10 protein-coding genes are annotated in these 13,313 nt (G+C 64.1%); 4 read left to right on the top strand and 6 right to left on the bottom strand.

Annotated elements, in window-relative coordinates:
• Window positions 1-554 precede the first annotated feature (554 nt).
• Complete coding sequence (locus KLP42_RS23240) at window positions 555-710, top strand: hypothetical protein (RefSeq protein WP_215570030.1); 156 nt, start codon at window positions 555-557, stop codon at window positions 708-710.
• 343 nt (window positions 711-1,053) lie between these two features.
• Here the strand turns inward: KLP42_RS23240 and KLP42_RS23235 are convergent, their stop codons facing one another.
• From KLP42_RS23235 to KLP42_RS23220, 4 genes are all read right to left on the bottom strand, one after another.
• Window positions 1,054-2,322, bottom strand: a complete 1,269-nt coding sequence (locus KLP42_RS23235; RefSeq protein WP_215570028.1) for an NAD(P)/FAD-dependent oxidoreductase — start codon at window positions 2,320-2,322, stop codon at window positions 1,054-1,056.
• A 73-nt stretch (window positions 2,323-2,395) separates the two neighbouring features.
• On the bottom strand, window positions 2,396-3,886 hold the full coding sequence (locus KLP42_RS23230) for a carotenoid oxygenase family protein (RefSeq protein ID WP_215570026.1): 1,491 nt from the start codon (window positions 3,884-3,886) through the stop codon (window positions 2,396-2,398).
• A gap of 40 nt (window positions 3,887-3,926) precedes the next feature.
• Window positions 3,927-5,399: an aldehyde dehydrogenase family protein gene (locus KLP42_RS23225; protein ID WP_215570023.1), complete on the bottom strand. Its 1,473-nt coding sequence runs from the start codon at window positions 5,397-5,399 to the stop codon at window positions 3,927-3,929.
• On the bottom strand, window positions 5,392-7,152 hold the full coding sequence (locus KLP42_RS23220; protein WP_215570020.1) for an FUSC family protein: 1,761 nt from the start codon (window positions 7,150-7,152) through the stop codon (window positions 5,392-5,394). Before KLP42_RS23220 ends, KLP42_RS23225 begins: the two co-directional genes overlap by 8 nt.
• 135 nt (window positions 7,153-7,287) lie before the next feature.
• On the opposite strand from KLP42_RS23220, the gene KLP42_RS23215 reads away from it, so the two are divergent.
• Complete coding sequence (locus KLP42_RS23215) at window positions 7,288-7,908, top strand: TetR/AcrR family transcriptional regulator (RefSeq protein WP_215570018.1); 621 nt, start codon at window positions 7,288-7,290, stop codon at window positions 7,906-7,908.
• A 141-nt stretch (window positions 7,909-8,049) separates the two neighbouring features.
• On the opposite strand, the gene KLP42_RS23210 is transcribed toward KLP42_RS23215, so the two are convergent.
• Window positions 8,050-8,634 (bottom strand): IMPACT family protein, encoded by a 585-nt coding sequence (locus tag KLP42_RS23210; protein ID WP_215570016.1) that lies wholly within the window; start codon window positions 8,632-8,634, stop codon window positions 8,050-8,052.
• A 272-nt stretch (window positions 8,635-8,906) separates the two neighbouring features.
• On the opposite strand from KLP42_RS23210, the gene KLP42_RS23205 reads away from it, so the two are divergent.
• On the top strand, window positions 8,907-10,529 hold the full coding sequence (locus KLP42_RS23205; RefSeq protein WP_215570014.1) for an ABC-F family ATP-binding cassette domain-containing protein: 1,623 nt from the start codon (window positions 8,907-8,909) through the stop codon (window positions 10,527-10,529).
• A 75-nt stretch (window positions 10,530-10,604) separates the two neighbouring features.
• Window positions 10,605-11,060 carry a thermonuclease family protein gene (locus KLP42_RS23200; RefSeq protein WP_252193206.1) on the top strand — a complete coding sequence of 152 codons (456 nt, stop codon included), beginning with the start codon at window positions 10,605-10,607 and terminating at the stop codon, window positions 11,058-11,060.
• Window positions 11,061-11,277: 217 nt separating this feature from the next.
• On the opposite strand, the gene acs is transcribed toward KLP42_RS23200, so the two are convergent.
• Window positions 11,278-13,239, bottom strand: coding sequence for an acetate--CoA ligase (gene acs / locus KLP42_RS23195; RefSeq protein WP_215570010.1), 1,962 nt, complete (start codon window positions 13,237-13,239; stop codon window positions 11,278-11,280).
• Between the last annotated feature and the right edge of the window lie 74 nt (window positions 13,240-13,313).

Genomic DNA, 13,313 nt, shown 5'->3' with positions numbered 1-13,313 from the left:
ACAGGCTCGCTCTCAACATCTGGGCGGGACGGGGTGCTCCTCCGGCCCCAGACCACTCGGCGCGCCTTCTTCGCTATCATCTGACGACCTCGGACCCAGTACTGTTCAAGCAGGCCAGACGGCATCTCGAGCCTGACGCCGCAGGCAACCTGTCAGGCTGCGATCCTGCCGGTGTTACGCTCACGCTTGCTCTTTCTCCTTCCGCCCGAACCGAAGGGAAAGCCGCCATCTCCCTGCCACCCCACAGGCCTATCGTCCCACCCAAATCGCACTTCACTGGTTCGTCATAATCGGCATCGTGGTCTAGATCGCGTTTCATCAACCCATGATTTGCGAGAGGACGGCCCAATATGCGGGCCTTGCCCCGGACCCTGGCGACACCACGCTTCCAATGACGCACGGAGCGATCGGCACTCTCGTTTCCCTGGCGGTTCTCGCCCGGTTGTGGCTGCGCTATCGGTACGGCGTGCCCGGTGACACCCAGGGAACCACATCGGCGGAGGCCGTCATCGCCGGATTGGGTCCACAACGCGCTTTACCTCTGACTTCCCGGCATGGGCATCACCGGCATGCTGACCCGCTTCGGCGCCGCCAATCGGAGCAACGTGCATTTCTACATCGACATCGCGATGCTTGCGCTGATCCTGCTCCACGCTGGGGCTGCACTCTTCAACCAGTTCGTGCGCCAGGACGGGACGCGGATCGGATGACCCCGGCCCTAAATCGATGACCTCCGAGGTCGGAAGCCGATCTGCCATCGGCAACGAGGCAGAAGGCCAGGGACGGCGGCCCTTTGGTCTGCGCGAATTCCGGTCCCACGGATTTGCCTGAGGGGGACGAATACGCGTTCAAAAAGGTGATGTGAGCGCGACTATTCCATCTCCTGGCTGAGCTTCCCGACCACACAAGACAGGATTTGAACACAGCCCGGCATTGCAGGAGGGACAGAGACGAAAGCGCGCGGGACCATACAGTGAGCCGTGCCGTGGACCGCGAAAGATACTGGCCACAGCAGGCGGTGCGTTGACGATGCCTTGCATGCGCGCGTGGAGATCAGCTTTTCGGCTGTTCGCGCTGGGTGATCAGACGGGCGCTCTGCAGGCCGCTCAAGTAGATCCAGAGCCAGCTCCATGCGACGGCCAGGCGCGAACGTGTGCCGATCAGGAAGTAGATATGCGCGAGGCCCCATATCCACCAGGCAAGGCCGCCCTTCATCCGGAACCGGCCATATTCGATGATCGCGGCCCGACGGCCGATGGTGGCGAGATTGCCCTGATGCCGGTAGCGGAAGGGGCCGGAAGGGGGCGTGCCATCGAGACGCTGGCGAATGAGCCTGGCCACATAGGCACCCTGCTGCTTGGCCGCGGGAGCGAGCCCGGGCACGAAGGTGCCATCCGGCCGCCGCACGGCAGCCGTATCGCCGATGACGAAGATCCTCTCGTCTTGCGGCAGGCAGAGGTCCGGCCGCACCGCAACCCGGCCGGCCCGATCGGCATCGACGCCGAGCCATTTCGCCGCGGGCGACGCCTGCACACCTGCAGCCCAGATGACAGTCCGGCAGGCAATATCGACGGCACCGACCCGGATGCCGTCAGGCCCGCAATCCGTGACCGGCTGACCGAGCAGCACCTCGACGCCAAGGCGTTCGAGCGCGGTACGTGCATAGGCCGACAAGCCTTCGCTGAAGGCCGGCAGAACCCTCGCGCCGGCCTCCACCAGCAGAATGCGCGAGGTGCGGGTGTCGATGCGGCGGAATTCGCGCGGCAGCGTGTGATGCGCGAGTTCGGCGATGGTGCCTGCCAGTTCCACCCCGGTCGGGCCTGCACCGACGATCGCGAAGGTAAGAAGCGCATCGCGCACCTCGGGGTCGGGCTCCCGTTCGGCACGTTCGAAGGCGAGCAGCATCCGCCGTCGGATTGTGGTCGCGTCTTCCAGCGTCTTGAGACCCGGCGCGAAAGGTTCCCACTGATCCTTGCCGAAATAGGCATGCCGCGATCCCGTCGCCAGGACCAGCGTATCGTAGGGCACGCGGGCGCCATCCTCCAGAACCACGCAGCAGGCCTCGCGATCGACGCCGACGACCTCGCCCAGCAGGGTCTCCACTTCCGGCCGGTCGCGGAACAGATGCCGGATTGGCCAGGCAATCTCGGAGGTGGCCAGCACCGTTGTCGCCACCTGATAGAGCAGGGGCTGGAAGAGATGGTGGTTGCGCCGGTCGATGAGCGTGATCGAGACGGCGGCATGCTTCAGCGAGTGAAGGCATTGCAGACCGGCAAAGCCCGCCCCGACGACAACCACCTTGTGCTTTCCTGCATCCTGCATCGTGCGGCCTCCTTTGCTGTGCCTGGTGTCATGCACCGGAACGCTTCCGGTGCATGCTGGTAAAGCCTTCGGTTCAGGCCTGCCTGCGGCGCGCCTGCAGCACCTCCGCCGGGGTCCAGTTGCCGTGAAGCGACATGCGCAGGCGGAACGGGATCTTGATGCGCGCCACGGGGCCTGCCGCCATCTTCAGCGAATCCAATACCACGAGTTCGGTATTGTCGCCGCTCAGATGATTGAGCAGGGCAATGACGTAACCGTCACCTTCCGGCGCATCTGCCGAGCGGGGGACGAAAATCGGTTCCTGGAAGCACTGGGCATTGCCGGGATACCAGGCATCCGTGGCACCGGTCTTCACATTGACGTGGGCGAGCTGATTGAAGAACTGGAAGGGGCGTTCGCCCAGGCTCTCGTCGAAGGGCAAGGTGGGATCGAAGGCGAGAACGAAGCCGTGTTCGTAGGGCTTGCCGGCGAAGCGCTCGTCGCAGCGCGGGAATTCGCAGGGAAAGGAGGTGATGGGACGCGGCTGAAGCGCGGTGTCGCCCGTCCCCGAATCCCCCGGTCCGTTGAGATTGAATGACCAGCGCATCAGCTGCGAGCTCAGGGTTTCCGGCAGCGGTACCGAACCGTCCGCCTGCGGAAAGAAGTAGAAGACATTGCCCGTGGTAACCGGCATGTCGACCTGCAGGAAGCCGTCCTCCTCATAGGAATTCAGCGTATGCCCCTGGAAACCGTTCTTCGGGCCTTCGAACCACATGACATCCTCGGCACCGCCATCGCGCGGCAGGACGCCGAAGAGCTGCGGAAGATCGGGCTGCCACTGGAAATGCTGCCCGCCCGCCTTCATGCGCTCGACATCCACGGTCAGCGGAATGAGCGGGAAAACGACGTGGCGGGCCGTGATCGCGAAATCGTGGATCATCGCCGCGTAGGGTCCCTTGAACCAGATCTCCTTTTTCAGCCTGCCGGTCGCGTCGATCTCGAAATAGGCGATGTCGGGCGTACCATCCCCCTTCGCCTCGTAGGCGAAGCAGAGAAGATCGCCATTGTCGGGATCGACCTTCGGATGGGCGGTGAAGGTCGCCGACGTGATCTGGCCGTTGAAATCCCAGACGCCGAGCGTTTCTAGCGTCTCGGGATCGAGCGCGTAGGGCAGCGCATCCTCCTTCATCGCCAGCAGTACGCCGCCATGATAGAGCACCGTCGTATTGGCGGTGGTGTTGTTTTCGGCCGCCAGCGGGTCATTGGTATAGGCGTTGCGATAGATGCCGTTCAGCGACCGGCGCTCGCGCCACTGCGCCGCCAGCCGGTCGGTATGCACATAGCGACGGCGCAGGCTGACATGGCCCTTGTCGAAGCGGAAGGCGGAGACAAGACCATCGCCATTGAAGAAGATGTCCTTGCCGAGCATCGGCGGATAATAGGAATCCGGCGAAACCTGGAAGAAGGTGCCGGCTATCTCCGGCGGAACCGTGCCCTCGACCTCGAGGTCGAAGATCTGTGTCTCGATGCGGCTCGGCTTGTAGAGGCCGGTGAATTCGGGAATGTCCGGGAAGGTCATGCTCATGGTGTCTTTCCTTCTGTGGTGTGCGGTTGAGGAGGGAGGATCAGAACGGATAGACGCGCGGTTCTTCCTGCACGCTGATCCAGTGGTCGGTGGTCAGTTCCTCAATGATCCAGTCGCTGTTGAAGCGGCCAAGGCCGCTGTTCTTCTCGCCGCCGAACATCGTGTTCGGATCGTCATTGGGAGAGATGTCGTTGATGTGGGTCATGCCGGCCTCGATGCCCTTGGCGAAGCGGAGGCCCCGCGCCGCATCCTGCGTGAAGACGGCGCTGGACAGGCCGAACTCGACGGCATTGGCGATGGTCAGGGCATCGGCCTCGTTTGCGGCGCGGATCAGGGGAGCGACCGGGCTGAACAGCTCCGTCTGCGCCAGCTCGCAATCGCTCGGGACATTGACAAAGACCTGCGGTGGCAGAACCTGCCCTGCCGGCTTCTCGCCGAGAACCTGGCGGATGCCGGCGGCGCGGGCCTTTTCGACATGGCCGAGCGCCGCCCTGAACTGCTTCTCGTTGATCAGCGGCCCGATCACCGTATCCGGCTGGTTCGGATCGCCGACCTTGAGCTTGCGGGCCCGCTCGACGAAGGCCTCGACAAAGCGGTCATAGAGACCGGCCTCGACAATGATGCGATTGGTGCTCATGCAGATCTGGCCCTGATGCAGGAAACGGCCAACGATGGCGCCGGCGACCGCCCGGTCGAGATCGGCATCGTCGAGCACGACGCAAGGTGCATTGCCGCCAAGTTCGAGGCCGACGCGCTTCAGCGTGGGGCCGCTCATCGCCAGCTGTCCGATATGGCGCCCCACCCGGGTCGAGCCGGTGAAGGAGATGAACTTCGGAATGTCATGCAGGGTGAAGGCGTCGCCGATCTCGCCGACCTCCCCGACCACCACGTTCAGCAGGCCGGGCGGAAGACCGGCTTCCTCATAGATGCTGGCCAGCAGGAGGCCACCGGTCACCGGCGTATCCTCGGCGGGCTTGACCACGACGCCATTCCCGATGGCAAGCGCCGGTGCGATCGTGCGGTTCGACAGGTGCATCGGGAAATTCCACGGGCTGATGACGCCCACGACACCAAGCGGCTGGCGATAGACCCGGCTCTCCTTGCCAGCAATGTCGATCGGCAGGATGCGGCCGGTGACGCGGGCGGGCATGGTCGCCGCAGCAAGCGTGCAGGCGCGCACCGCCGCCCATTCCATCTCCGCCTTGATGCGGGTGCTGCCGGATTCGGCGATGAGCCAGTTGACGATCTCGGCGTGGCGGCGGTCGATGACATCGACGGCGCGATACATCACGGCCGCCCGTTCGCCCGGAAGGGCGCGGGCCCAATCGTTCTTCGCCGCTGAGGCCGCGCGATAGGCTTCATCGAGGTCATCGCGCGATGCGCAGCCGATTTCCGTCAGGATCTCCTGATTGAAGGGGTTCACGTCGGCAAGAGACGTACCGGCGTTTCCGCTTCGCCATCTTCCGCCGATATACTGACCCGTGAACTGGCTCTGCGTGCGGATGTCAGACATTGCAGTTTTTCCTTGTGCTTGACGTGATGAGGGCATCGAGGGCGGCGCTGGCCCGAAGCGCCGTCTCGCGTGCGGATTTCGAATTCCGGCTGCGCACTTCGGCGGCGGCCGCGAGACAGGCCTGCGCGGCGCCAAAAAGCGAGCCGTCCGCATCGGTGACATCGAGCAGCCGTAGCTGCGTGCGGCGCAATGCCTCGTGACGGGACCGCAGGGCCGGCTGCTCGTCATTGGCGGCGATCCGATGGGTGAGGCGGGCGACCCGGCGGGCCAGCAGCCCGCGGTTCACCGCCGGCGTCGAGGGAAGGATGAGCCAGAACAGCGCCACGGCGATTGCAACGCCAAACACGATTGCCGCGGCTTCCGGCAGAGCGACCTCGACGGGCACGGGTACGCTTCCCGGCTGAGCGGTCAGCAGGAATGTCATTGCCACGTCGATCGCCATCTTTGCCGTGGCCGGCTGCCGCATCAGCCAGGCGGAGGCGAGCAGGAACGGTGCGATGCAGATCAGCGTCTCCGGCAGGCCGTCGGCCTGTGGCAGCAGGACAAGGCGCGCCAGCAGGCCGGCGGCGGCTCCGGCGAGCGTGCCGAGCAGGACCTGCACCACCATCAACGAGCCGTGGTCGTGGCTGGAAAACAGCGAGGTGAACAGCACGGCCGTCATCACCATCATGGCGCCCGCCTGCCAGCCGGTCGTCAGCCAGAGCAGGGCGGCAATCGCAAGCGCGAGCAGCGGCCGCGCGGCGGCGCGAAGGACGGCGACCGCGTCGACATCGAACCGAAAATGGCGCCAGGCCGAACCGGTTCCGGGCGTCAGGGCGCTCGCAAGATCCTCGAGCGCGCGGGCGAGGGCCGGCTGGCCGCGTGCGGTGGCGGCGCGGGCCAACTGGCGCGCGCATGGCAGCGGATCGTCCGGGCAGGTGGCACCCGGCGCGAGGCCACCGTTCCCCGACCGGGCCAGCGCGATCATCTCCAGCAGCAGGCCGGAAATATGCCGAAGGCCAAGGCTATCGAGGCGGCGACGGATCGTGCCGGCCGACTGTTCATCAATGCTCCGACCGAAGGCGCCGATCTCGGCGACAAGTGCCGCATCGGCATCCGGGTCGCCGCCCGGCCTGCTGGCGGTCCGCCGCAGCACGCGTGCCAGAAGGCCGCGTGCCTGCGTCCGGACGCAGACATCCTGCGCGGGCAGGGCGCGGAAGGACAGGAGCGCCGAGCACAGGATGCCGATCAGCGTGCACAGGACCCTGTCCCATGCCAGGGCGGCATCGGCATGGCCGTCACGCAAACCGAACAGCACGACGATTGCCGCCGTATAGCCGGCCAGGACGACACCATAGTTGCGGAAGTGGCGAACGGTCGTTCCGGCCCCGGCACAGAGCGCCAGCCAGAGAGCCAGAGCCGCCAGGGCAGGGACAGGATGCTGCGCCGAGGCGGTGAGGAACGAGGCTCCGGCGATGGCTCCGCAGATCGTGCCGATCAGACGCGCCAGACTGCGTTCCAGAAGCAGGCCGCGGGTCGGCTGTGCCACCAGCCATACGGTCATCGCCGCCCACCAGGGGTGATGGATGCCGAGCAGCTGCGCCGCGGTCAATGCCAGAAGTGCCGCAACCGTTGTCCGGATCGCGAAGGAAAGGGGGCGCTGAAGCGGGCTTGCGGAGCCGGAGCGCGCAGCTGAGCCCTTACGCCATGGGATGGTGAAGCGACGGCAGCCGCTGTCTTCATCCGCTCCAGACGATCCACACCCGACATGCATGGCGGCCTCTCATACCTAAACGATACCGTTCAGTTATAGGGCCGCCTCTTGCGTCATGTCAACATTTCTGTACGATGTCGTTCAGTTATTGCCGGTGCCGCTGCGGCGGCACCGTCTGCTGGCAGAAAGATCAGGATGCGACGCAAGACCGAGGACCGGCGGCTGGGCTTTGTGAAGGCCGCGGGAAAACTGTTCATCGAAAGGGGATTTGGTGCCGTCACCATGGAGGCCGTTGCTGCGGAAGCGGCGGCATCCAAGGCCACGCTCTATGGCTATTTCTCGAGCAAGGAGGCTTTGTTCGAGGCCTTCGTGAACGAGGCGGGGAAGGGCGGCATCGAGGAAATAGAGGCAACCAGGGGCGGCAGCGACGTGGTGCAGGTCCTTCGGCGGCTGGGTATGGCCTATCTCGATCTGGTCACGCGCCCGGACGTGATCGACCTCAATCGCCTGATCATGGGCGAAGCGGGCCGTCAGCCGCAATTGAGCCGAATCTTCTACGAGAACGGTCCGCGCAAGACCCTCATCGCTCTCAGCGAAACCATCGCCGGCCTGATGGAGGCGGGAAAGCTGCGACACGCCGGCCTGCGCGAAACGAGTCTCTACTTCAAGGCGCTCTGCGAAGCGGGCCTTGTCGAGCGCCAGCTCTGGGGTCTCGACGCGGCGCCGGATCAACCGACCCGCCAGGCGGCAGTCGAGAGGGCGATCCTCGTGTTTCTCGCGGCCTTCGGACCGCAGGACGAGCAGCAGGCTTCCTGAACAGCTGTGGTCAGGGACAGGTGGTGGCAGCCTTTCGCCTGAGGCTGCCCGGCTTTATGCTGATGCGGACTCTACCTTCGGGTGACCGGCACGCCAGCGCTATCGAACGGGTGCAGGAGCCTCTTGCCGCGCCTTCTAACCTCAGGCACCGGCAATGGCGGCCCGGCCACGCGTCAGATCGCTCACCATGGCGAGGATTGCCTCAGCCTCGGCCTCCGGCAGCACAACATCAAGGACTGCGCCATCGGCGATGAAGGTTTCACGTGCGACAGTCACGTCGCCGATGGCGGAGAGCCGCGCCTTGACCAGTGCCAGGTCGGCGAATGCAAGCGCCACCGAGACCTGCCGGGTCGCGACGTGGCGGCGCTTCTTAGCGGCCTGCAGGCAGAGGGCTGCCGTGCCGCCATAGGCGCGCATCAGGCCACCGCTGCCAAGCAGGGTGCCGCCGAACCAGCGTGTGACGAGGACGATCACGCTGTCCAATTCCTGCCCGTCGATCGCCTGGAGAATGGGCTTGCCCGCCGTGCCGCTCGGCTCCCCGTCATCACTGAAACGATAATTCTGCCCGAGGCGCCAGGCCCAGCAGTTGTGGCTGGCCTCCGGCACGGCATGGGCGGCAAGGAAGGCACTGGCCGCCTCTTCATCCGCGATAGGCGCAGCGACGGCCAAGAACCGGCTGCGCTTGATCTCCTGCGACTGCGTGGACGGGGCGAGAATTCTGTACATAGAAGGCGTTCTAAAGCATCTGCTGGGAACTGTGCAGCGATTTTCGATGCCGGCCGGCGCGGCCGAAAACCCGCAACACAGGCCAGACGTCCCCGCATGTCCACAGGTTCGGAAAGCCGGGCTCCGGACAGTGCCGGGCGGCGGCCAGCGTACCTCGCGCAGCACCGGAGCCGCTGTCGCAAACGTCCGCGCGAACGGCGCCCCATGCAGACGGGAGACAAACCGTTTGGCGCATGCCATAAGGCGCGCAATTCTCCTCCTGGCGCCCGATCATGATCCGCATCGAAAACATTTCCAAGCAGAACAGCCACCGGCTTCTTTACGTGGAAGCCTCCGCCGCCCTGAACAGGGGCGAAAAGATCGGCCTTGTGGGGCCGAACGGGGCGGGCAAGACCACGCTCTTTCGGATGATCACCGGCGAGGAACTGCCGGACGAGGGGCAGGTGGCCGTCGAAAAAGGGGTCAGCATCGGCTATTTCAACCAGGACGTGGGCGAGATGGCCGGACGCTCCGCCGTGGCCGAGGTGATGGATGGCGCCGGGCCGGTGAGCCAGGTGGCCGCCGAGCTGCACGAACTGGAAACCGCCATGTCCGATCCGGAGCGAATGGACGAGATGGAGGCGATCATCGAGCGTTACGGCGAGGTACAGGCGCGCTACGAGGAACTGGATGGCTACGGTCTGGAGGGCCGGGCGCGCGAGGTGCTGGCCGGTCTCTCCTTCAGCCAGGATATGATGGACGGCGATGTCGGAAAACTGTCCGGCGGCTGGAAGATGCGCGTGGCGCTCGCCCGCATCCTGCTGATGCGCCCCGATGTGATGCTGCTCGACGAGCCGAGCAACCATCTCGACCTTGAAAGCCTGATCTGGCTGGAGAACTTCCTGAAGACCTATGAGGGCGCGCTTCTGATGACCTCGCACGACCGCGAGTTCATGAACCGTATCGTCAACAAGATCATCGAGATCGATGCCGGCTCGCTCAACAGCTATTCCGGCGATTACACCTTCTATGAGCGCCAGCGCGAGCAGAACGAGAAGCAGCAGCAGGCGCAGTTCGAGCGTCAGCAGGCCATGCTGGCCAAGGAAATCAAGTTCATCGAGCGCTTCAAGGCGCGCGCATCCCATGCCGCGCAGGTGCAGAGCCGCGTGAAGAAACTCGACAAGATCGACCGCGTGGAGCCGCCGCGCCGCCGCCAGACGGTGAGCTTCGACTTCCAGCCCGCACCGCGCTCCGGCGAGGACGTCGTGAACATCAAGGGCATCCGCAAGGCCTATGGCAGCCGCGTGATCTATGACGGGCTGGATTTCATGATCCGCCGCCGCGAGCGCTGGTGCATCATGGGCGTCAACGGCGCCGGCAAATCGACACTGCTCAAGCTTGTGACCGGCGCAACGCAACCGGATGCCGGAACGGTGACGATCGGCGCCAGCGTCAAGCTCGGCTACTTCGCACAGCATGCGATGGATGTTCTCGACGGCGACAACACCGTGCTCGGCTGGCTGGAGGAACGCTTTCCAAAGGCCGGACAGGCCCCCTTGCGCGCCCTTTCCGGCTGTTTCGGCTTTTCCGGCGACGATGTGGAGAAACGCTGCCGCGTGCTTTCTGGCGGCGAAAAGGCACGCCTCGTGATGGCAGCCATGCTGTTCGATCCGCCCAACCTGCTGGTGCTGGACGAACCGACCAACCACCTCGACATCGACACCAAGGAAATGCTGATCAAGGCGCTCTCCGGCTTCGAGGGGACCATGCTGTTTGTCAGCCACGACCGGCATTTTCTCGGCGCACTGTCGAACCGCGTCCTGGAAGTCACCCCGGACGGCATCGAGCGCTATGAAGGCGGTTATCTGGAATATGTGGAGAGAACGGGCCGGGAAGCACCGGGTCTTCACGGTTGATCAAGATGTCATCGGTTATAATTCCTATTGACGGCGCCCCATATTGAGGAATATTTTCCTTTTATGCGCTCAACAATGGTTTATATCCTGACAAATTTCCTAGCCTTCACGGCACCCTCGCTGGCGCGTGCCGGTGCCGAGGGCATGATCGAAGGACCCGTTGCCGCGGAGGTGATCCGGGTCATCGACGGGGACACGCTGCTGGTCTCGGCGCGCCCCTGGCCGCAGCAAAGCATCGAGGTCTATGTGCGCCTTCGCGGCATCGACACGCCCGAACTGAAATCGAAATGCGCACGCGGCCAGCAGGCAGCGGCGGCGGCCAAGCAGCTGCTGGAGAAAATGGCAACCGGTTCCCCCACCGTGAAGCTGACGCATATTTCCGCCGACAAATATTTCGGCCGCATCGTCGCCGATGTGGCGCTGGAAGACGGGCGCGACCCGGCCCGCGAGATGATCGCCGCCGGTCTTGCCGCCAGCTATTCCGGCCATGGCAGCAAGAACGACCTCTGCCGGCTGACCGGCGGTTCTTGAAATTCACCAGTGGACGCTGCGATCAGCACGTCATGGTGGCCACACGGTCGGTGCGGAATCGTTCAGCATCGGCGCTTCCGGTGTCCTTGCGGAACGCATGTCCGAGGGCGTCACGAATGCGGGAAGGGCACGCCCTTCGCGCAAACGGGTGGAGGAAACGTATAAAGGAAAGGGCCAGCTTGCGCCGGCCCTTCGATCTGAGTGACGGAAGGAAAGTCTAGGCGGCTTCCGGCGCCTTGTTCTGCCGGTTGGCGATCAGATCGTCCACGACGGCCGGATCAGCGAGCGTCGAGGTATCGCCGAGAGCGCCGAAATCATCCTCGGCGATCTTGCGCAGAATCCGGCGCATGATCTTGCCCGAGCGGGTTTTCGGCAGGCCCGGCGCGAACTGGATCTTGTCCGGGGTGGCGATGGGGCCGATCTCCTGACGCACATGCTTGACCAGTTCCTGGCGCAGCGCATCGGTGCCCTCATTGCCTTCCATCAGGGTGACATAGCAGTAGATGCCCTGGCCCTTGACGTTGTGCGGATAGCCGACGACCGCTGCTTCCGAAACAAGGTGGTGCGAAACGAGCGCCGATTCCACTTCGGCCGTGCCGAGACGGTGGCCGGACACGTTCAGAACGTCGTCGACGCGGCCGGTGATCCAGTAATAGCCGTCCTCGTCGCGCCGGCAGCCGTCACCGGTGAAATATTTCCCCTTGTAGGTGGAGAAATAGGTCTGGATGAAACGTTCATGGTCACCATAGACCGTGCGCATCTGCCCCGGCCAGCTGTCGGTGATGCAGAGATTGCCGTCTGCCGGACCCTCCAGCACATTGCCCTCATTGTCGACCAGCTGCGGCTTGATGCCGAAGAAGGGCAGGGTGGCCGAACCCGGCTTAAGATCCGTGGCGCCAGGCAGCGGGGTGATCATGTGGCCGCCGGTCTCCGTCTGCCACCAGGTATCGACCACGGCGCAGCGCTTTTCGCCGACCACGTTGTAGTACCATTCCCAGGCTTCCGGGTTGATCGGTTCGCCGACCGTGCCGAGCAGCCGCAGGCTGGAGCGCGAGGATCGCGTCACGAACTCGTTGCCAGCGCCCATCAGCGAGCGGATGGCGGTCGGAGCGGTGTAGAAGATGTTGACCTTGTGTTTGTCGACCACTTCCCACAACCGGCCCTGATCCGGGAAGTTCGGCACGCCCTCGAACATCAGCGTTGTCGCGCAATTGGCGAGCGGTCCGTAGACGATGTAGGAATGGCCGGTCACCCAGCCCACATCGGCCGTGCACCAGTAGATGTCACCGTCGTGGTAATCGAAGACATATTCGTGGGTCATGGCGGCATAGACCAGATAGCCGCCGGTGGTGTGCAGCACGCCCTTCGGCTTGCCGGTGGAGCCGGAGGTGTAGAGGATGAACAGCGGATCCTCCGCCTTCATCTTCACCGGCTCGCAATGGCCCTTCACGCTGGCGATTTCCTGATGATACCAGAGATCGCGCCCCGGCGCCCAGTTGGTCTTGCCGCCGGTACGGCGCACGACCAGCACATTGTTGACCGTGACATACTGGCGCGCCGCAATGTGGATCGCCTTGTCGGTGTTTTCCTTCAGCGGCACCGGCTTGCCGCCACGCACGCCTTCATCGCAGGTGATGACGAAGGTGGACTGGCAGTCGACGATACGGCCCGCCAGCGCTTCCGGCGAAAAGCCGCCGAAGACGACCGAATGCACGGCGCCGATGCGGGCACAGGCCAGCATGGCATAGGCCGCTTCCGGGATCATCGGCATGTAGATGGTGACGCGATCGCCCTTCTTGACACCATGCTTCTTCAGCACGTTGGCCAGCCGGCAGACCTGATCATAGAGCTGGTTATAGGTGATCTTCTTGTCGATATAGGGATTGTCGCCTTCCCAGATGATCGCCGTGCGTTCGCCATGCGTCTTCAGGTGCCGGTCGATGCAGTTGTAGGAGACATTGGTCAGGCCGTCCTCGAACCACTTGATCGCCACCTTGCCCTTGAACGAGGTGTTCTTGACCTTGGTATAGGGCTTGAACCAGTCGATGCGCTTGCCATGCTTGCCCCAGAACTTGTCCGGGTTCTCGATGCTTTCCTCGTACCATTTCAGGTACTTGTCCTTGTCGATCAGCGCGCGCGCCTTCACATGCTTCTGGACGGGGTAGACTTTCTCCGACATCGATATCCTCCTCATGCTCCGCCGCCTGTGCTGACGCTTCGGCGGTTCCCGTTGTGCAATTCTTATCAGCTGGG

Origin of the sequence: Rhizobium sp. CSW-27 (assembly GCF_018760785.1) — a bacterium.
In the GTDB taxonomy this organism is placed as follows: Bacteria; Pseudomonadota; Alphaproteobacteria; order Rhizobiales; family Rhizobiaceae; genus Neorhizobium.
This window is presented reverse-complemented; position numbering and strand designations above follow the sequence as displayed.